At 38.7% G+C, this 19,348-nt stretch carries 20 protein-coding genes; all 20 read right to left on the reverse strand.

Going from position 1 to position 19,348, the window contains the following annotated elements:
* Window positions 1–18: 18 nt before the first annotated feature.
* Window positions 19–618 carry a MotE family protein gene (locus ACTWPF_RS10910; protein WP_443149154.1) on the reverse strand — a complete coding sequence of 200 codons (600 nt, stop codon included), beginning with the start codon at window positions 616–618 and terminating at the stop codon, window positions 19–21.
* Between the two features lie 4 nt (window positions 619–622).
* Window positions 623–1,069 carry a flagellar export protein FliJ gene (fliJ, locus tag ACTWPF_RS10915; protein ID WP_106896652.1) on the reverse strand — a complete coding sequence of 149 codons (447 nt, stop codon included), beginning with the start codon at window positions 1,067–1,069 and terminating at the stop codon, window positions 623–625.
* Window positions 1,069–2,385 (reverse strand): flagellar protein export ATPase FliI, encoded by a 1,317-nt coding sequence (gene fliI, locus ACTWPF_RS10920; RefSeq protein ID WP_238019266.1) that lies wholly within the window; start codon window positions 2,383–2,385, stop codon window positions 1,069–1,071. Before fliI ends, fliJ begins: the two co-directional genes overlap by 1 nt.
* A complete protein-coding gene (gene fliH, locus ACTWPF_RS10925) occupies window positions 2,382–3,116 on the reverse strand; it encodes a flagellar assembly protein FliH (protein WP_443149155.1) in 735 nt (244 codons plus the stop codon). Before fliH ends, fliI begins: the two co-directional genes overlap by 4 nt.
* The gene (gene fliG / locus ACTWPF_RS10930) at window positions 3,109–4,122 is read right to left on the reverse strand and encodes a flagellar motor switch protein FliG (protein WP_036573075.1); all 1,014 of its coding nucleotides are present in this window, start codon (window positions 4,120–4,122) and stop codon (window positions 3,109–3,111) included. The genes fliH and fliG overlap by 8 nt, the downstream gene beginning before the upstream one ends.
* 11 nt (window positions 4,123–4,133) lie before the next feature.
* Entirely contained in the window at window positions 4,134–5,735 is a 1,602-nt protein-coding gene (fliF, locus tag ACTWPF_RS10935) for a flagellar basal-body MS-ring/collar protein FliF (RefSeq protein ID WP_238019270.1), read from the reverse strand.
* A gap of 156 nt (window positions 5,736–5,891) precedes the next feature.
* On the reverse strand, window positions 5,892–6,188 hold the full coding sequence (fliE, locus tag ACTWPF_RS10940) for a flagellar hook-basal body complex protein FliE (protein ID WP_106896648.1): 297 nt from the start codon (window positions 6,186–6,188) through the stop codon (window positions 5,892–5,894).
* 21 nt (window positions 6,189–6,209) lie between these two features.
* The gene (flgC, locus tag ACTWPF_RS10945) at window positions 6,210–6,668 is read right to left on the reverse strand and encodes a flagellar basal body rod protein FlgC (RefSeq protein ID WP_036573078.1); all 459 of its coding nucleotides are present in this window, start codon (window positions 6,666–6,668) and stop codon (window positions 6,210–6,212) included.
* A gap of 3 nt (window positions 6,669–6,671) precedes the next feature.
* On the reverse strand, window positions 6,672–7,067 hold the full coding sequence (gene flgB, locus ACTWPF_RS10950) for a flagellar basal body rod protein FlgB (RefSeq protein WP_443149156.1): 396 nt from the start codon (window positions 7,065–7,067) through the stop codon (window positions 6,672–6,674).
* 324 nt (window positions 7,068–7,391) lie between these two features.
* Entirely contained in the window at window positions 7,392–8,171 is a 780-nt protein-coding gene (gene codY, locus ACTWPF_RS10955; RefSeq protein WP_106896646.1) for a GTP-sensing pleiotropic transcriptional regulator CodY, read from the reverse strand.
* 28 nt (window positions 8,172–8,199) lie between these two features.
* Window positions 8,200–9,594, reverse strand: a complete 1,395-nt coding sequence (hslU, locus tag ACTWPF_RS10960) for an HslU--HslV peptidase ATPase subunit (protein ID WP_106896645.1) — start codon at window positions 9,592–9,594, stop codon at window positions 8,200–8,202.
* A gap of 17 nt (window positions 9,595–9,611) precedes the next feature.
* A complete protein-coding gene (hslV, locus tag ACTWPF_RS10965; protein ID WP_106896644.1) occupies window positions 9,612–10,157 on the reverse strand; it encodes an ATP-dependent protease subunit HslV in 546 nt (181 codons plus the stop codon).
* A gap of 14 nt (window positions 10,158–10,171) precedes the next feature.
* On the reverse strand, window positions 10,172–11,092 hold the full coding sequence (gene xerC, locus ACTWPF_RS10970) for a tyrosine recombinase XerC (RefSeq protein ID WP_106896643.1): 921 nt from the start codon (window positions 11,090–11,092) through the stop codon (window positions 10,172–10,174).
* 387 nt (window positions 11,093–11,479) lie between these two features.
* On the reverse strand, window positions 11,480–11,794 hold the full coding sequence (locus ACTWPF_RS10975) for a hypothetical protein (protein ID WP_106896642.1): 315 nt from the start codon (window positions 11,792–11,794) through the stop codon (window positions 11,480–11,482).
* Window positions 11,795–11,937: 143 nt separating this feature from the next.
* Window positions 11,938–14,016, reverse strand: a complete 2,079-nt coding sequence (gene topA / locus ACTWPF_RS10980) for a type I DNA topoisomerase (RefSeq protein ID WP_106896641.1) — start codon at window positions 14,014–14,016, stop codon at window positions 11,938–11,940.
* Window positions 14,017–14,146: 130 nt separating this feature from the next.
* On the reverse strand, window positions 14,147–15,052 hold the full coding sequence (dprA, locus tag ACTWPF_RS10985; protein ID WP_443149157.1) for a DNA-processing protein DprA: 906 nt from the start codon (window positions 15,050–15,052) through the stop codon (window positions 14,147–14,149).
* A gap of 70 nt (window positions 15,053–15,122) precedes the next feature.
* A complete protein-coding gene (gene sucD, locus ACTWPF_RS10990; RefSeq protein ID WP_161464705.1) occupies window positions 15,123–16,025 on the reverse strand; it encodes a succinate--CoA ligase subunit alpha in 903 nt (300 codons plus the stop codon).
* A gap of 35 nt (window positions 16,026–16,060) precedes the next feature.
* Window positions 16,061–17,221 (reverse strand): ADP-forming succinate--CoA ligase subunit beta, encoded by a 1,161-nt coding sequence (gene sucC, locus ACTWPF_RS10995; RefSeq protein ID WP_036573087.1) that lies wholly within the window; start codon window positions 17,219–17,221, stop codon window positions 16,061–16,063.
* A gap of 103 nt (window positions 17,222–17,324) precedes the next feature.
* On the reverse strand, window positions 17,325–17,597 hold the full coding sequence (locus ACTWPF_RS11000) for an EscU/YscU/HrcU family type III secretion system export apparatus switch protein (protein ID WP_443149158.1): 273 nt from the start codon (window positions 17,595–17,597) through the stop codon (window positions 17,325–17,327).
* On the reverse strand, window positions 17,594–19,336 hold the full coding sequence (locus ACTWPF_RS11005; RefSeq protein WP_443149159.1) for a hypothetical protein: 1,743 nt from the start codon (window positions 19,334–19,336) through the stop codon (window positions 17,594–17,596). The genes ACTWPF_RS11000 and ACTWPF_RS11005 overlap by 4 nt, the downstream gene beginning before the upstream one ends.
* Window positions 19,337–19,348: the final 12 nt, after the last annotated feature.

Below are 19,348 nucleotides of genomic sequence, written 5' to 3' on the forward strand. Positions count from 1 at the left end.
CACCCCCTTTCAAATTATCTAGTTTCCAGCATCTATGAATATTTTTGTTAAATCTGCCGCTTTAGCTGGTTCCATTTCTGCCAAAATGGCGCCTCTTACTTTATTTGAAACTTCTTCTAATATAGAGACAGCTGTTTGATTATCTAAATCCTGCATGATTAGAGCAGCCTGTTCACTGTCCATGTCTTTAAAAGAGCTTGCGATTGTAGTTATTGAACTATTTTCTGATTCACTATCAGCCTCCACCTCAGCAGTAGCTTCATTCTGTTTATTACGATTTTCTAGAATTACCGCTTCTTCTTCTAATCGATCAATCGTTGTTTCCATATCCTGTACTTGCTGGTTAAGTTGCTCAATCTGCTCATTTTTGGCAGCCAGCTGCTCTGAAGTTTGATCTGATGTTTGTTCTACTGACTCCCCTTCTGGCGATTCTATAAGCGAGGACACAACTGGAATATTACTTCCTTTTTCCTTTACCCAGTCCATTACGTTTACTCCTGCCATACTAAAGGCAATTACCGCAATCACGACTGCAATCAATAGCGGAATTACGATTGCAAAAAGAAACCAGAGAAATGGATTCATTTTCTTTTTTTCTGTTTTTAGGTCTTTTTCCATGTCATCACCTGTTTATATGACTTAAATATTGCTGTATTGAGACTTCATCCATCGAGGATTTCTCCATTTTCTCCTGGATAGCTTTTTTCTCTTCCTGTCTCATTTCAATAATCTTATCGAATTTCTTCATTTCTACATGTGCTTCAGTAAGTAAACTCTGCTTCAATTCCATATCATTTCTCGCATTCTGAACGGCATTTTGCATGTCCATAATTTGCTTATTTAATCGCTCGATATATGCATTTTGCTCTCTTATTTTATCAAGCGTTATAGCTTGTTGAATTGCATCTTCATAATCTTTTTCAGCGTTTTCCTTCTTCTTTAATAACTGGAACATTTTTGTGGCGATATCCTCGAAAAATTCTGTTGATTGATGGTAGGCCTTTTGCGCATCATTTTTTTCTTGTTCTCGGACATTACGAATCTTTGATAAAGCTAGTATTTCCGCCATTAATTCATGCCTCCATTTAATAATGCTGTCATTTGTTCAATTGATTCGGTACGTGATAATACTTCATGAACATCCTGTTTTAAAAAGGACTGTATCTTAGGTTGATAGGAAATTGCTCTGTCGATCATTTGGTCAGTGCCCCGTTTATAGGCACCAATGTGAATTAATTCGCTATTCTCTTCATATTTTGCCATTAGCGAGCGAATTTCCTGCGCTATTTGTTTGTGGGAAGCTGCAGTAATTCCATTCATTACACGGCTAATCGACTTGAGAACATTAATTGCGGGAAACTGGCCACGCTCTGCCAGTTTTCTATCCATAACAAAGTGACCATCTAATATCCCTCTAACCGTGTCTGCTATCGGTTCATTCATGTCATCACCGTCTACCAATACAGTATAAAAGGCTGTAATGGTTCCGTTTTTGTTTGTACCTGTTCGCTCGAGTAATTTAGGAAGGGTGGCAAATACAGAAGGGGTATAACCTTTTGTAGTTGGTGGTTCTCCTGTAGCTAGTCCAATTTCTCGTTGGGCCATCGCTACCCTTGTAACAGAATCCATCATGAGGTTCACGCTATATCCCTGATCCCTGAAATACTCACTGATTGCTGTTGCTGTATAGGCACCCTTTATGCGCATTAAGGCGGGTTGATCTGATGTGGCTACCACAACAATCGATCTCTTAAGCCCTTCTGACCCTAGATCTTTTTCTATGAATTCTCGAACTTCTCTGCCTCTTTCACCAATTAGTGCGATGACATTTATATCTGCGTCACTATTTCTAGCAATCATTCCTAACAGTGTACTTTTCCCAACACCACTACCTGCAAATATTCCAATACGTTGGCCTTTTCCTACTGTAAGAAGGGAGTCTATAGCCTTCACCCCTACCTGTATTGGTTCGGAAATGGGTGGCCTCTCCATTGGATTAGGCGGAGCCTGGTCGGTTAAGTACCGGGTTAATCCTTTTGGAAGTGAAGAATGGTCCAGTTTCTCTCCTAGTGAGTCAACGACATTACCAATTAAACCTCTTCCCACTTTTATACTTAGAGGCTTCCCAGTCGATTCTACAAGACATCCAGGTCCGATTTCATTTACTTCTGAATAAGGCATAAGAATTATTTTTTCATTATTAAAACCAACAACCTCTGAGAGGATCGGAGAACGGTTCTCAGATGAATGAATATAGCATACTTCCCCTATATTGGCAGCAGGACCTTGTGACTCAATCATCAATCCAACCACTCGAAGCACTTTTCCATAACGTTTATATGTGTCTGCTTGTTCTACTGCTGATAGGTAGTCTGCGATATTCATTGCTTTTGCTCCAATACAATTTCATGTAATACTTCTCTAATTTGCTTTAACTGTGTATCAATTCCAATATCCAATTCACCAAACGGGTGCTGGATACGACAACCGTTTTCTTCAACAGTGTCCTTTATATAAATTGCGAGCTTTGTGTCATCATCCAAAATTTGTAACAGTTCTTCCTTTTGCTGGACTACAAACTCGTAATTTGCAGGATTAAGGTAAATCGATATGATAGATTGGTCCTTTAATTCCTTAATTGCTTTATTTACGATGTGTAGAAAAGAGGTAGGCTCCTCTGTGATCTTTTGATCAATTATTTTCTCAGCGGTATTTAACGCGATATTTATAATTTCATCTGTACTTTTTTCTACTGTTTGCTGAAACTCTTTCATTGCCCGTTCTGTTAACTGGTTCAACTCATCTAACTTTGTTTGGTATACCAACAGACCTTCATCTCTACCTGAATTAAACCCGTCTTGGTATCCATCGTTTTTTGCTTGTTCGACTAATTTTTTCTTCTCTTCTTCCCAGTTTAGCTTCGCTTGTTCGATCTCATCATGTGTCTGCTGTAGCATTTTGGCAGTGTTTTCCTTCACTTCTTCAAAAGTTTGTTGTGCCTCTCGAAGTTCTGCCTGCACTTGTTCTTCTGTCTCTTCTCCTGCTACTACATCATTTCGTGTTATGACTGGTTTGATTTTGATTACCTTGCCACCCGTCACGCTAGAATCAGACAATGATATCATCTCCTCCACCTCTTGCAATGACAATCTCACCTATATCTTCTAATCTTCTAATAGAGCCAACAATTCTTGTTTGTGCTTCCTCTACATCACGTAAACGTACTGGCCCCATATATTCCATCTCTTCTTTAAAGGACTCTGCCATCCTTTGTGACATATTTTTAAACACAATATCTTTCACTTCATCACTAGCTACTTTAAGTGACAATCGTAAATCGTCATTTTCAACTTCTCGTATTACCCGTTGAATTGCTCTGTTATCAAGAATTACAATATCTTCGAACACAAACATACGTTTTTTGATCTCATCAGCAAGCTCTGGATCTTGTATTTCAAGAGCATCTAAAATCGTACGTTCTGTACTCCGATCTACTCCATTGAGAACTTCTACGACAGCTTGGATTCCACCCGTTTGTGTGTAGTCCTCTGTTACAGAAGAAGAGATGTTTTTTTCTAAAACTTGTTCAACCTGTGTAATGATCTCGGGTGATGTAGAATCCATTGTAGCAATTCTTCTTGCAATATCTGCCTGCATTTCTTGTGGCAGTGCTGATAAAATTTGCCCGGATTGCTCTGAATCTAAATAAGAGAGAACAAGTGCAATTGTTTGCGGATGTTCGTTTTGAATGAAATTTAAGACTTGCTGTGGATCTGCCTTTCTCGCAAAGTCAAATGGTCTCACCTGCAAGGAAGATGTAAGTCGATTAATTATATTAGAAGCTTCCTGGCTTCCAAAAGCTTTTTCCAGAACTGTTTTTGCATACCCTATCCCCCCCTGTGAGATAAAGTCCTGAGCTACTGCAATTTGGTGAAATTGGTCTAAAACATCGTCTTTTAAAGAATTATCTACTTTTTTAACTGAGGAAATTTCCAAGCTGAGTTTTTCAATTTCCTCTTCTGTCAAATGTTTGTACACCTGAGCAGAAACATCCGGGCCTAAGGAGATCAAAAGTATCGCTGCTTTTTGCCTGCCTGTTAAGGCGCCTTTTTGTCTTACCATTTAATCCCCTCCTAATCTTCCCCGATCCAGCTTCGTAAAAGTTTCGCGAAATCTTCCGGCTTATCTTTTGCAATTTTTTCTAATTGTTTTTTACGGACATCTGCCTCTGTCTGTTCATTTTCAGGTAATTCTGGAATCTCGGCAGGTATTTCTTCTGAGATATAGCTCTCTTCTATAATTTCTTCTTCTCCACGATTACGCAACAACATAACAACCAATACAATAATAATTAGTAGTAATGCTCCTCCTGCTATATACATCCAAGACGGAATACCAGCAGATGTGGCCGCAGCGCTATTCGTTTGTTTTCCACTAAATTCTTGGAACGTGATGGATACATTTTCTCCTGGCGCAGCATTAGCTGGCTCAAATTCTGCATCAACCGTAGTGGTCACAATGGAACTTAAAATAGAAGAAATACCTTCTTCAACAGTTGTTTGTTCCTGCTGAGTTAAATATTCAACGGTTTCGCCATCGTCATTTTTAACATTGTTAACAGCTACCTGTATCCCAAGATCACGTACTTTATAAGGACTTTCTACAATCTCTCTTTGAATACGGTTGTATTCATTGTTTACTGTTTCCTTAACTAGCTCATAATCTCCGTCTTCGCCTTCTTCAACACCTTCATAATTAGCTATGTCTTCATCACCAGTTCCAGCATTCCCACCAACAGGAGGGTTTCCACTATACGTTTCTTGGATTGTTTCAACGCTAACTGGCAGACCTTCCATATTTTCCTCATCAGCAGGTTCTACAAGATTTTCCGTTCTGTTTTCTTGTGTAAAATCAATATCAGACGTTACAGATACGATTACATTTTCGCCACCTACCATAGCACTAAGCATCTGTTGTAATCTCTTTTGGATATCTCGTTCTATGTCCTTCTTAACGGATTGCTGATATGTATGTGCATCCTGCGAGCCACCAGCAGTCTGATTGTTTCTATCAAAGTATTCAAAGTACTGGTTCATAATAACGATGTTGTCCGCCGGCAGATTCGGTACTGCTTTTGACACTAAGTGGTAAAGCGACTCTATTTGGTTTCCTTCAAACTGATATCCAGGCTGCGTATTCAAGACTATGGATGCACTGCCTTCTTGTGCTGCGTCGCTAACAAAAACGGGATCCTCAGGCATATTAATCATGACCTCGGCATTTTCAATTCCATCAATCCCTTTCATTAAGTTAGCCAATTCGGTTTGCATCGCATCCAGTTTCATTACGTTAAACTCGTTGTCTGTTACTCCCCAAGATGCATTCTCACTGAAAAAGGAATAATCGATGTTCCCACTATTTGGTAAACCCTGTCCGGCAAGATCAACAAGTAGTGAATCCACTCGCTCTTCTGGAACATTTACAGTTGTTCCGCCGTCTTGTAATTCATATTGTATGCCTCTTGTATCAAGTTCTGTTTTTATTTGCCCTACTTCCTGCAAGGAAAGGTTGCTATATAATGGAACCAACCTGGACCCGGGCGACAAAAATAAGATCCCACCAATCAGTAGGATGACTAGTAATACAGATCCAAGAAAGACGCCCTTTTGTGTATTGGAGCGTTTTTTCCAGAATCCAGTTGTTTTTTCTTTCCAGTTCATTATCTTCTCTTTCATATATTCCCCCACCATGATGCCAAAATTGATTCAAACATTTACTACATTGTCTAGATTTTGTAAATTTTAAGGATTCGAAATCCATTATTATTTCTGAAATTAGAATGTTTGTTAAGAAGTACACAAGTATACTCTTGCTTTTGAAGCGAATGGACCTTAAACCTGCATCCTCATTATTTCATTGTAGGCATCTATAGCTTTACGTTGCATTTGTACGCTTGTTTCTAATGTAATGCTTGCTTTTTGTGCAGTTATCATTACGTCATGCAAATCATCAATTTGGCCATTGGCAAGTGCTTCTGTCTTGTTATCTGAAGCAATCTGGCTATTATTTACGTTATTAATTGCTGCTTTTAATGTATTTGCAAAACTTTCCTGCGCCTGTCCTGGTGATACTGCAGGTTTTGTAATCTGTTGATCCGCCATAGTTCCTAGCGTTATGTTATTTATCATTATTTAAAACTCCCAGCATAATTATTTACCGATTTCCAATGCTTTCATGAGCATACCTTTGCTTGCATTCAATGAAGTTATATTTGCTTCATAGGACCTAGTAGCACTCATTAGGTCAACCATTTCTTTTAATGGATCAACATTTGGCATTTCAACATACCCGTTATCATCTGCGTCTGGATGTGTTGGATCATATACTAATTTAAAAGGGGTTTCATCTTCTGTAATCCCAGTAACCTTAACACCATTGCCGGTATTGTTTTGCGATGTTCCAGATGCTTTATGTAAAAACGATTTAAAACTTCCGCCGTTTGGCTCTACCGTAACCATTTTCCTTTTGTATGGCTCGTATTCCCCATTTTCGTTAATTGTCGCTCTTGTAGTCTGAGCGTTTGCAATGTTTGAAGATACAACATCCATTCTAAGGCGTTGAGCAGTAAGAGCACTCGCACTTGCGTTTATTGAATTAAAAATGGACACTTATTAGCTACCTCCCTGTAAAACTTTTTGCAGGCTTCCAAACTTACCATTTATCCGATCTACTAATGCCTGATAATAGATTTGGTTTTTGGCAAGTTCTGCCATCTCCTTGTCCACATCAACGTTATTTCCGTTACTATTGTAGGATGTATTGTTATTTGTAATTATTTGGTAAGATGAATCAGAAGTACCATTAAAAGATAAGTGCTTCTCGTGAGTCTTTTTTGCTTGTACGCTCGTTGACATACTGTCGTTTAATATATCTTTGAACACTGCATCCTTTGCTTTGTAGTTTGGTGTGTCAACATTCGCGATGTTGTTTGATATAGTCTGGTTCTTTGCTGACGCGTATTGCAATGATTTTTCCAAAGTGGAAATAGTGCCTCCAAATAAGTCCATCCATTTCCCTCCTTAACCTTTTTATCAACGGTCATAAATATTAATATCCTACGAATATTGTAATTTATAAATACTGCAAAGTCTATCACTTTTCGACATTTTCCTTATTAAGAACATAATATAGTTAAATATAACTAGGTCTAATTTATCAATAAGATCGTATTTTGTTTGTTAATTTTCCATAACTTTTCTTTTTTCTCGAATTTCTATTGCTAATTCGTCGAATTTGATCGAAAACAGCAATTAATTTTTTCATTTTACAGATTATATTTACCCGCACAAAAAAAGCCCCATAAGACTAAAGTCTTACAGGGCTTTTTTGTTTTATCTTGAACGAAGTTTCTCAAGCTCAACTAGAAACTTACTGTTTAACACTTTAATATATGTTCCTTTCATTCCTAACGAACGAGATTCAATAACACCAGCACTTTCAAGCTTTCTAAGTGCATTTACGATAACTGATCTGGTGATACCTACTCGATCTGCAATCTTACTTGCAACAAGCAAGCCTTCGTTACCATTCAGCTCTTCGAAAATGTGATCAATAGCTTCTAATTCACTATATGAAAGAGAGCTTATTGCCATTTGCACAACTGCTTTACTGCGCGCTTCCATCTCTATTTCTTCGGTTTTCTCGTGTAGAATTTCCATACCTACTACTGTTGCACCATATTCTGCAAGCAATAGATCATCATCATTAAAGCTATCTGTTAACCTCCCAAGTACCAATGTACCAAGGCGCTCTCCGCCTCCGATGATCGGAACAATCGTTGTTAAACCTGTTTTGAACAATTCACGATTTTCTACAGGGAATACAGTTTGCGGACTGTCAATATCCAGGTTTGGAGTGGTCTCATGAATGTTAAACAACCCTTCCGTATATTCTTCTGGAAATTGTCTTTGTTCTAGCATATCTTTCATACGTTCATTTTCTATTTCTTGGTTTATTGAAAATCCTAATAATTTACCTCTTCTACTTAGAATATACACATTCCCTTTAATTACGTCACGTAAAGAAGCAGACATATCATTAAAATTCACCGATTTTCCTGTTGCTTTCTGTAGCATTGCATTAATTTTTCTTGCACGTCCTAATAGTTCCATTAATAATCCTCCATTCAATTGTTTGGTATTATAGTATAAATTGACTTAAGTCCTTGTTTTTAGCAATAGTACTTAGTTTTTCATCCACGTAAGTTGGGGTTATTTCAATTTGCTCCATATTAATATCAGGCGCTTCAAATGATAAGTCTTCTAGAAGTTTCTCTAAAATGGTATGCAATCTTCTAGCACCGATATTATCAGTCTCTTGATTTACCTGATAAGCAATCTCAGCTAGTCTTTCTATAGCTTCGTCCGTAAAAACAACATTTATACCCTCTGTTTGCAACAAGGAAGAATATTGTTTGAGTAAAGCATTAGACGGCTCACCAAGTATACGTTTGAAATCTTCAACTGATAGTTTATCTAATTCCACTCTAATAGGAAACCTTCCCTGAAGTTCAGGAATGAGATCACTTGGCTTTGCCATATGAAATGCACCAGCTGCTATAAAGAGCATGTGATCTGTCTTTACAGGGCCATGCTTTGTGACCACAGTTGATCCTTCCACAATTGGCAGGATATCTCTCTGAACACCTTCACGCGACACATTTGCTGTGTTATCCTGCTTTCCGGCTACTTTATCAATTTCATCGATAAAAATAATTCCGGATTGTTCTGCCCTTTCCACAGCAATTTGGGCTGCTTCTTCCAAATCGATCAACTTCCCCGCCTCTTGTTGGGTCAGAACCTTTCTTGCCTCTGATACAGGTAGTTTACGCTTTTTCTTTTTCTTTGGCATGAATTGACCAAATGCGTCTTGCATATTCATCCCCATTTGTTCCATTCCCGAACCTTGGAGCATGTCAAACATGGAAGGCGGAAGTTCCTCAATTTCAACGGAAACCATATGATCCTCTAGTTCACCTAGCGCTAACTGGTGCTCTATGCGTTTTCGTTTGTTTTTAATTTCCTCATCATTTTCTGCATTCGTTTCGCTTTTGTCACTGTCATCATTGCCAGAAAAGAGCATTTCAAAAGGATTTTTCATAGAGGACTCTTTTTTAGCCTGAGGAACAAGTAATTTCACTAATTGTTTATTTGCTTCCTCTTCAGCCTTTCCCTTAACCTCTTTCATTTTCTCTTCTTTTACCATGCGCAATGACATTTCAACAAGGTCCCTGATCATGGATTCTACATCTCTTCCAACGTAACCCACTTCTGTGAACTTGGTCGCTTCCACTTTTATAAAAGGGGCGCCCACCAACTTCGCTAACCTTCTGGCAATTTCCGTTTTACCTACTCCCGTAGGTCCAATCATCAGAATATTTTTAGGAACTATTTCATCCTTTATCGAGTCATCAAGTTGCATTCTTCTATAGCGGTTGCGCAAAGCTATTGCAACAGATCGTTTTGCACTTCCCTGACCGATTATATATTTATCCAATTGACTGACAATCTGTTTCGGAGTGTAATCAATACCCATTGTCGAAAGGCCTCCTTTTAGTCAAGCACTTCTAAGGTTATCTGATCGTTCGTAAACACACAAATTTCTCCCGCTATTTCTAAAGCTGATCTTGCAATTTCCTCTGCAGTTAGATGATCCGCTTTTCTGGCAAGCGCTCTACCAGCACTTAATGCGTAATTCCCACCAGATCCTATGGCGAGTATGCCATCGTCAGGTTCAATTACTTCACCTGTACCAGAGACTAAAAACATATTTTCTTTATTCATTACAATCAGCATGGCTTCCAGTTTACGAAGAACTTTATCACTTCTCCATTCCTGTGCCAATTCAACCGCAGCCCGAGCTAGGTTACCATTAAAAGCTTCTAGTTTTCCTTCAAATTTTTCGAATAGCGTAAAAGCATCTGCCACAGAACCAGCGAAGCCAGCTAGAACTTGACCACGAAATAATGTACGTACTTTTTTAGCCTTATGTTTCATAACAACTGCGTTTCCTAGGGTTACTTGACCGTCACCACTCATTGCGCATTGTCCTTTATGGCTGATGGCAAATATAGTCGTTGCATGCATCTCGTTTGCCAAAATAATCACCTCTTCTAATCGTTTGATTGATTATTTGCTCTTGGGTGGCTGTTCATATAGACACTTCGCAAATAATCCTTTGTAACGTGTGTATAAATTTGTGTAGAAGACAGATTTTCATGACCCAAAAGTTCCTGCACACTACGCAAATCCGCCCCCTCATTTAATAGATGGGTCGCAAACGTATGCCGTAGCTTATGGGGGTGAACATGGACTGTTAACGCAGCCTTTTCAACCATTTTATTAAGGATTAATCTAATCCCTCTCGCCGTTATAGGATTTCCACGTGCATTTAAAAAAACAGCTTCGTTCTGCTGTTCCGCCTTTTTCAACAACGCTGGGCGCCCTTCAGTTATGTACGTTTCCAAAGCGATTTCTGCAAATCTTCCAAATGGAATGTACCGTTCCTTTCTCCCCTTACCTCGAACAAAGACAGTGCCAATTGAAAAATCAATATCTTGAAGCCTCAACCCCTGACATTCACTCACCCTCATGCCTGTAGCATAGAGCAACTCAATTAATGCCTGATTCCGTTGTCCTGTCGGTTCATTAAGGTCATTAATCTCAAAGAGCTTTTCAAGTTCCTGTTTATATAAGAATCCAGGAACTGGGCTCTCGGTCCTCGGTAGGGATATGTGGACAAAAGGGTTGGAGAATAAGACATTCTCTCTTTCTAAATATTTATAGAAACTTCTCAACGTTGAAATTTTGCGGGAAACAGATCTCCGGCTTAGCTGTTTGTTATATAGCATCGTTAGATATATTCGTACAACTTTCTGGTCTACATCTCCCAGATCAGTGATGCCTTCCCCTTGCAGAAAAGCGAAAAAAATTTCCAGATCATTCTGATAATATTTCACAGTATAAGGGGACGCATTCTTCTCAATCTGTAGATAGGATGTAAATGCTTTAATTGCTTCATCAAAATTAAGCAAAACTTCACCCCATTGATTAGCGAATAAATCATATCATAGAAAATCGTGTAGTGCAATAAATTTAACAAAATTGCAACAAAATTCTGAATTACCGATTATGCAATCGTGTTTTTCAATGATTTATCCTGTGTCATAGCAAATGAATGCTTTACAAGTAAGGTTTTGACTGTCAAGGTATTACACTTACCAAGGCGTAATTATATCTGTTTCCATCTAAATAGTCAACAATCTTGCCTTGAAACAATACGAATACTTATTTTAACCAGTCTTCACCTAACATTTCACCATTATAAATGATAGTTCAGCCATTCCTTTTTAGTGAACTGGAAGGATTTTTTAGAAAATAGTCTATAGACACAATCTTCTCTTCATAATATTGCCAAATTATTACTTCAGTATTCCTAACTCATTTATTTTTTCTTTGGTTTTATCCGTTCCTAATTTATATACATTACGATAAACGGTAATAAGATGATCATCATAGCTATTTCTTTCTTCATCTGCTCCCCATTCATCAAAAGGCTTGGATAAATACTCAACTGAGTTTTTTGCATTTTTGTTCTCTTCTAGAAAAAGTTCCCGTAATTCTTCAACCTCATCATGAGTTGCCACAATTTCATATTCAGTGGATCTATCCGGTATGGACATCTCATTAATTTCCTTTTCTGTTATTTTTACGAAATAATGTTGTTTACGGTCCATTGGATTACCTCCTTTTGTTTTCTATTACGAAGGTTCCCTATTTAATGAATTTAGAAACGCCTAAAGAAAAACTGGGCTTAAACTTCATGAACCAAACAAAAAACTGCCCGTTATTAGATACGGACAGTTAAAGACCTTCTTGTCTAGGCTTGCGCTGATTCCTTATATTCACAATTTGTACATTGGATTTGTGTTTCCTTCTTACTTTTCTTTTCGACTAATAAGGCGTCACATTTTGGACATGGTCTTGAGATTGGTTTATCCCATGAAAGGAAGTCACATTCCGGAAATCGATCGCAACCATAAAAGACGCGTCTTTTTTTGGATTTTCTTTCCACAACGTTGCCTTCTTTACATTTCGGGCATTTCACACCGATTTCTTTAAGGATAGGCTTCGTGTTTCGACATTCTGGGAAATTAGAGCATGCTAGGAATTTTCCGTACCTTCCCATTTTATAAACCATCTCATGCCCACAGTTCTCACAGTCAATGCCAGCTGGCTCATCACGGATTTCAATTTTTTCCATTTCTTTTTCAGCAGTTTCTAGTCGCTTTTCGAAACCTTTATAAAATCCGTCAATAATGGTAATCCACTCGGTCTTACCTTCTTCAATTGCATCAAGGTCCCCTTCCATTTTAACTGTGAACTCCACATCAATAATTTCAGGGAAAAACTCTTCGACAAGCTCTAATACAATGGTCCCAAGCTCTGTTGGGATAAAACGTTTGTTATCAATTGTTACATAACCTCTTCGCTGTATCGTATCAAGGGTTGGTGCATAGGTTGAAGGTCTCCCTATTCCTAACTCCTCCATAGTACGAACAAGCCTTGCCTCCGTATAACGTGGTGGCGGCTGAGTGAAATGCTGATTCGGCTCAATTTCTTCTGCCATAACATTCTGTCCTTCGTGAAGGTCCGGTAAAAATTTGTTTTCTTCTTTTTTATCATCATCGGTTCCTTCCACATACACCTTCATGAACCCTTTGAACTTCACTTTTGATCCAGTAGCCCTAAATTCCACTTTATTATTTAGCATGTGAACGGTCATAGTATCCAAGACTGCGGGAGCCATTTGGCTAGCAAGAAATCGTTCCCAAATCAATTTATAAAGTCGAAGCTGATCTCTCGATAAGATCGCTTTTAACGATTTTGGATTACGTAAGGCTGAAGTTGGTCGGATTGCTTCGTGTGCATCCTGAGCTCCTTCTTTCTTTTTGGCAGGTTTACTTGTCCCCAAGTACGCTTCCCCGTAATTTTCTTCTATATATTCTTTTGCTTCCTTCTTCGCTGTATCAGAGATACGTGTTGAATCAGTACGCATATACGTGATAAGTCCAGTGATACCACCTGATTTTTTTCCTAAATCTATACCTTCGTACAATTGCTGTGCTACCATCATGGTTTTCTTCGCCCGGAAATTCAGCTTTCTGGCAGCTTCCTGTTGTAAAGAAGAAGTAGTAAATGGTTGAGATGGATTTCTTTTCCGTTCTCTTTTATTTACTTTATCAATCTTAAATGCTTTTTCATCTAGCTTACCAAGAATTTGTTTGACATCATCTTCTGTCTTTAACTCTTGTTTCTTACCATCAACGCCATAAAAAGACCCATTAAACACTTCATCGTCCTTTTTAAAGCTTCCTTCAATTGACCAATATTCCTCTGGTTGGAAGTTTTCAATTTCTTTTTCTCGATCAATTATCATTTTAACAGCTACAGATTGAACACGGCCTGCACTAAGTCCTTTTTTCACTTTTTTCCAAAGTAATGGACTGATGTTATAACCGACCAGTCTATCTAGAATTCTCCGTGCTTGTTGCGCATCTACTAAATCTGTATCAATACTTCTCGGATTTTTAAAGGATTCTTTAATCGCTTCTTTCGTAATCTCATTGAATACGACACGACACTTCGATGTCTCATCAACATTTAGAATGTGGGCAAGGTGCCAGGCAATTGCTTCCCCTTCTCTATCGGGGTCGGCCGCAAGATAGATTTTTTTAGCTTTCTTTGCTGCAGAGCGCAATTCTTTTAGTACATCGCCTTTTCCGCGTATCGTAATATACTTTGGTTTATATTCATCTTCTGTATCAACGCCCATCTGACTTTTTGGCAGATCACGTATATGTCCCATTGATGCTTTCACTTTATATTTCTTCCCCAAATAACGTTCAATCGTCTTCGCTTTTGCCGGCGATTCTACGATTACTAGATAATCTGACATTATATTTCCTCCCACAATGAGGTTACAACTAATTTAAATTGGAAATCTTCACTAATAGTAAATATATACGTTTCATTTGTCAAACATACAATTTAATGAATGGTATAACATTACCTTCTTTTTCTTACCATTATCCCTTCCATACGGAAGCTAAATGTGTCCCTTGATCGTTCCAGTCTTCTAGGATACATTGTGCATCTATTACAAGCTTTGCACCTTCTTGTATCATACGATGGCAACCTTTTGTTTGTGCCACTAATGGAGACCCTGGCAGGGCATATACTTCCCTTCCCTGATCTAATGCTTGATCTACTGTAATTAATGTACCACTCTTCTCAGTAGCTTCTATCACTAGCGTTCCAAATGTCAAGCCACTTATAAGTCGGTTACGTTCAGGAAAATGGTGTCGACTGGCTGCTACGTTGGGAGGGTACTCAGAAAGGACTATACCACTTTTACAAATTTCTGTAAATAAATCTTCATTTTCCTTTGGGTAGATATGTTCAAAACCACTACCGAGTACAGCAACTGTTTTTCCGTTTTGAGCTAATGCTACCTTATGGGCATAGGTGTCTATTCCTTTCGCCATCCCACTTATAATAACCCAGCCTTCCTCCACTAAAGGCTTCACTATAAAGTTTGTTTTTTGTTTTGCTTCACTTGTTGGTCTTCTAGTTCCAATAACACTTATGCAAGGAGAGCAAGATAACAATTCATTATTGCCGATTGTATACAAGACTAGTGGTGGGTCTTTTATTGTTTTTAACATGAAGGGGTAAGCTTGATCAAGAATGGTAATGATAGAGCATTGTGTTTTATCCTGTTTAATTTGTTCAATGAGGACGGGGTTATGAAGGTCATGATAAAGAGGGACTGCTTTTTGTTCGGGGATATGGTAAATTTGGGTTAATTCTTTAGGGGAAAGATAGTAAATCTCTTTTAGTTCCGTGTCTTTTTGGATAATATACTGCATTATACGTCTTGTAATGCCTTTGCATCTTGATAGATGTATTAACCTGTTACTGCGCCGACTCAATTTTAACATCCTTTCATGGAGAAAAAGCCCGGGAATTTCTTTATTCCAGGGCTTCTTCACTATCAAATTTTTAATGTGTTTTACACTTCTCTTTTAAACCATTTTCTTCCAATACACGAATCATGGTCTCGCCCATTACAGCAGGTGTTTCTGCAACTTGGATACCGCATTCATTCATCACGCGGATCTTTTCGTCAGCAGTACCTTTTCCTCCAGAAATAATGGCACCAGCGTGTCCCATTCTTTTTCCTGGAGGGGCTGTAGCTCCACCAATAAACCCTACTACAGGTTTTTTCATGTTGGCTTTCACCCACTCTGCTGCTTCTTCTTCAGCAGTACCACCAATTTCACCAATCATTATGACGGCTTCTGTTTCACTATCTTCATTAAATGCTTTTAGTGAATCGATAAAGTCCGTACCATTTACTGGGTCTCCACCAATTCCTACAGCAGTGGACTGACCATAGCCAGCTTCAGATAATTGATGCACGGCTTCATAGGTTAATGTTCCTGAACGGGAAACGACACCAATATGACCTTTTTTATGGATATAGCCAGGCATGATACCAATTTTACATTCTTCCGGAGTGATGACTCCAGGGCAGTTTGGTCCAACCAGGCGAGTCTTTTTCCCTTCCATATAACGTTTAACTTTTACCATATCCATTACAGGAATATGCTCTGTAATACATATAGCTAAATCTAGCTCGGCATCTACTGCTTCTAATATTGCATCTGCCGCAAATGGTGCCGGAACATAAATAACGGAAGCGTTTGCGCCAGTTTCTTCAACTGCTTCTTTAACTGTATTAAATACAGGCACGCCTTCTACTTCTGAACCGCCCTTTTTGGGTGTAACACCTGCAACGATATTCGTACCATACTCTAGCATTTGCTTGGTATGGAATTTCGCTGTACCACCAGTAATTCCTTGTACAACTACTTTTGTATCTTTATTAACAAATACACTCATACTTGTCCGTCCTTTCCATGCAAACTATTACGTTTTTATTTTACTAGAGAAACAATTTTCTCAGCGCCGTCTGCCATAGATCCAGCAGATGTAATATTTAAGCCTGATTCTTCGAGAATTTTCTTTCCTAATTCAACGTTTGTTCCTTCCAGACGAACAACAAGCGGAATTTCCAAACCAACTTGCTTAGTTGCTTCCACAACACCTTCTGCAATTACATCACATTTCATGATTCCACCGAAGATGTTAACAAAAATTCCCTTTACATTGGCATCAGATAAAATAATCTTAAATGCTTCTGTTACTTTCTCTGCTGTAGCGCCGCCCCCAACGTCAAGGAAGTTTGCGGGGTCTCCGCCATAATGTTTAATAATATCCATTGTAGACATAGCAAGTCCTGCACCGTTAACCATACAGCCAATATTTCCATTCAGCGAGATATAGCTAAGATCGTATTTGCTTGCCTCAATCTCTTTTTCATCTTCTTCATCTAGATCACGCAATTCCTGAATATCTTTTTGGCGGAATAAAGCGTTATCATCAAAGTTCAATTTAGCATCAAGGGCAAGGACTTCTCCGTCGCCTGTTGTTACCAATGGATTAATTTCCGCGATGGAACAATCCTTTGCAACAAATGCTTCATAAAGCGCCATCATAAATTTCACAGCCTTGCCCATTAATTCATCTGGAATATTAATGTTGAATGCAAGTCTACGAGCCTGATAGCCTGATAGTCCTACCACAGGGTCAATTACTTCTTTAAAAATCTTTTCTGGCGTAGCCTCTGCTACCTCTTCAATCTCTGTTCCACCTTCTTCAGATGCCATCATGACAACACGAGAAGTGGCACGGTCAAGAACCACACCAACATAATATTCTTTTTTAATATCGCAGCCCTCTTCAATAAGCAAGCGTTTTACTTCTTTACCTTCTGGGCCAGTTTGATGTGTTACTAATGTCTTTCCAAGTATCTCATCAGCGTATGTACGCACTTCATCCAAGCCTTTGGCAACTTTAACGCCGCCCGCTTTACCGCGGCCGCCGGCATGGATCTGAGCTTTTACTACTGTTACATCAGTACCTAGTTTTTCAGCCGCTTGTACAGCTTCATCAACTGTATAGGCAACATAACCATTAGGAACGTTTACACCATACTGACGCAAGACATCTTTGCCTTGATATTCATGAATGTTCATCCTTTATCCTCCCATCAAAATTCACTGCATTTCCATTGTATTAAAAAAAACGAACTTTCACAAGAATAATAGAATACTTGCAATTACAATCTTTGAAATGAAATTACGATTTATCCAATTTGCGGTCCACTCTATAGACGAAAGCAAACACTTCTGCTACCGCTTGGTATAATTCTTCTGGAATGGTTTCATTAATATTTAACTCTGCCAATATCTCTACCATGGAACTGTCTTCCATAATAGGTACATTGTGCACTTCGGCCTTTTGTATGATCGCCTCAGCTCTCATTCCTTTGCCAGCAGCTGAAACGATTGGGGCAGTTCCTTTCTGCAAATCATAGGATAATGCGGCAGCTTTTTTTCTGTTTTCTGTCATATTCGAAAATCAACTCCTTGGTACGAGCTAGGATGTGATTGTTGTCGTTTTGACCCAGTTAATTCTTCTTCTCGAACAGGCTTAAACATCACACTTGATAAATGATAATCTAGTTCGTTCAGCCCATTTTTTAAAACAGCCTGATAGTCTTTGGCTAAAGGCCTCAACTCTTCTTCACTTTGATTGTATATTGTAACGGATACATTTCTATTTTGTACCGTCATATCAATAATCGTTTGATTTAAGTTAGCTAAATCCAAATAAAACAAAACCCGACAATGACTAGAATCTATTTCCCCATCTTCGGTTTTTCTTCCTTCAAACTCTAGCTGAAGATCTTTAGCTAACCCTAACTTTTCGCCCGGGAGTTGCAAACTAGCATACAAAAAATTACCCGTATCTTGGACAGATTGTAACTGAAGACCGTTAATAAAATGAAGGAGTTGTTTGCTTTGTTCGGTTGTATTGTTATTGTGGTCTCCCTGTTGCATGAGCTGTAGGAGCACACCTTTTAAAGAGGTTTGTTCCTGCATTACCTTATTTGCCAGATCATGCTCATACGAATATCCCGTGAACGAAAGCGTGTGTTTAAGATGCTGCAAGAATTGATCCTTTGGGGATGCCGCCATCAGTAGGTTTACGTCTCGTAGCTGCTTCATCGTGACTTCTATGTTTTCCCTAGTAGTGGAAGCCGCATTTTGCAAAAATTCATATACCTGTGATAGAGCATGCCGATTGTTTTGCAGCATAGAAGATGCTGGGAAGGTAGTATTCTTTGGCAGATATGGTAGTACCGACTGGGTAAACTGCTCCTTTAACCGGGAAAAAAGTTGGGTATCTAAGTTTCCTTCATTAGCAATGGACTGGGGTAAATTATGGAAACTATTTAAAAGAAGCTTTGCATTCTGCTGCAAAGTAGCTCTATTATCTATTACAGTTTGCAGATTCCGCAACTGTGCTTCTGTGAGTTGGAAAGGTATATCTTTTTGTCTTCCACTTTGTTCAGTTGTAGTATTCGCTCTCCATGTATCAAATGTTTGGGCAGGTTCAATCGTACCTGAAAGTTTCAGTAGGTGAAATAGACTCTGATTGTTTATTCTCTCCCCCATTAACTTGCTTTCTGTTGAAATGGCTGCATGATTGCTGACTAACTTTTGTAGATTTTGGCTTATGTTTGGTTGGACATTAGCCTGATCCAATTCTGGCATAGCGCTTGCTAAACGACCTGAAAAGCTAGAATTGGATACAGACTGAAGAGCTTCCAGCACATTTTTTGTAATGGGCAAACGATTAGAAATCATTTCTACAAGCATCTTTCCTGTCAGTTGTTTATCCTTGGAACCTTCAAGAAGATGCAAAGATTGTGTGAGCTGAGGTTTTTCAAATGGAATCTTCTTTGCGATAAGCTGTTGCAGAAAATCAATATTCCGCTTGGATGCCTTTAATCCAAGCTGTTGGAGCAGGTTAAGACTATTAAGATGGTCTTGCTGTTGTAATTGCTCCCCTATCACTTTTAGTTGGATGACAGGATCTGTTGATTGCACCATAAAATGATACTTCCCACCAGCAGAGAGGGAAGCCTCTAATTGAGCAACCATTTTTTGCGATCCCAGCTGTATTTCAGCCTTATTTTCTGGATAGATCTTTAAAATACTACCCTTAATAACTTGTCCGGGTTTAATTGTATTCGGCGTTGGTTGAAGCACACGCAAACTTTGACCTGTTTTTTGAATGCCCAATGGATTGTCCTC

This window comes from Oceanobacillus sp. M65, from assembly GCF_052246275.1.
In the GTDB taxonomy this organism is placed as follows: Bacteria; Bacillota; Bacilli; order Bacillales; family Amphibacillaceae; genus Oceanobacillus_B; species Oceanobacillus_B jordanicus.

Coding starts and splice junctions, on each gene's coding strand:
- ACTWPF_RS10910 (WP_443149154.1), bottom strand. CDS start 618: ATGGAAAAAGACCTAAAAACAGAAAAAAAGAAAATGAATCCATTTCTC.
- fliJ (WP_106896652.1), bottom strand. CDS start 1,069: ATGGCGGAAATACTAGCTTTATCAAAGATTCGTAATGTCCGAGAACAA.
- fliI (WP_238019266.1), bottom strand. CDS start 2,385: ATGAATATCGCAGACTACCTATCAGCAGTAGAACAAGCAGACACATAT.
- fliG (WP_036573075.1), bottom strand. CDS start 4,122: ATGGTAAGACAAAAAGGCGCCTTAACAGGCAGGCAAAAAGCAGCGATA.
- fliF (WP_238019270.1), bottom strand. CDS start 5,735: ATGAAAGAGAAGATAATGAACTGGAAAGAAAAAACAACTGGATTCTGG.
- fliE (WP_106896648.1), bottom strand. CDS start 6,188: ATGATAAATAACATAACGCTAGGAACTATGGCGGATCAACAGATTACA.
- flgB (WP_443149156.1), bottom strand. CDS start 7,067: ATGGACTTATTTGGAGGCACTATTTCCACTTTGGAAAAATCATTGCAA.
- codY (WP_106896646.1), bottom strand. CDS start 8,171: ATGGAACTATTAGGACGTGCAAGAAAAATTAATGCAATGCTACAGAAA.
- hslU (WP_106896645.1), bottom strand. CDS start 9,594: ATGGGTATTGATTACACTCCGAAACAGATTGTCAGTCAATTGGATAAA.
- ACTWPF_RS10975 (WP_106896642.1), bottom strand. CDS start 11,794: ATGGACCGTAAACAACATTATTTCGTAAAAATAACAGAAAAGGAAATT.
- topA (WP_106896641.1), bottom strand. CDS start 14,016: ATGTCAGATTATCTAGTAATCGTAGAATCGCCGGCAAAAGCGAAGACG.
- sucD (WP_161464705.1), bottom strand. CDS start 16,025: ATGAGTGTATTTGTTAATAAAGATACAAAAGTAGTTGTACAAGGAATT.
- sucC (WP_036573087.1), bottom strand. CDS start 17,221: ATGAACATTCATGAATATCAAGGCAAAGATGTCTTGCGTCAGTATGGT.
- ACTWPF_RS11000 (WP_443149158.1), bottom strand. CDS start 17,597: ATGACAGAAAACAGAAAAAAAGCTGCCGCATTATCCTATGATTTGCAG.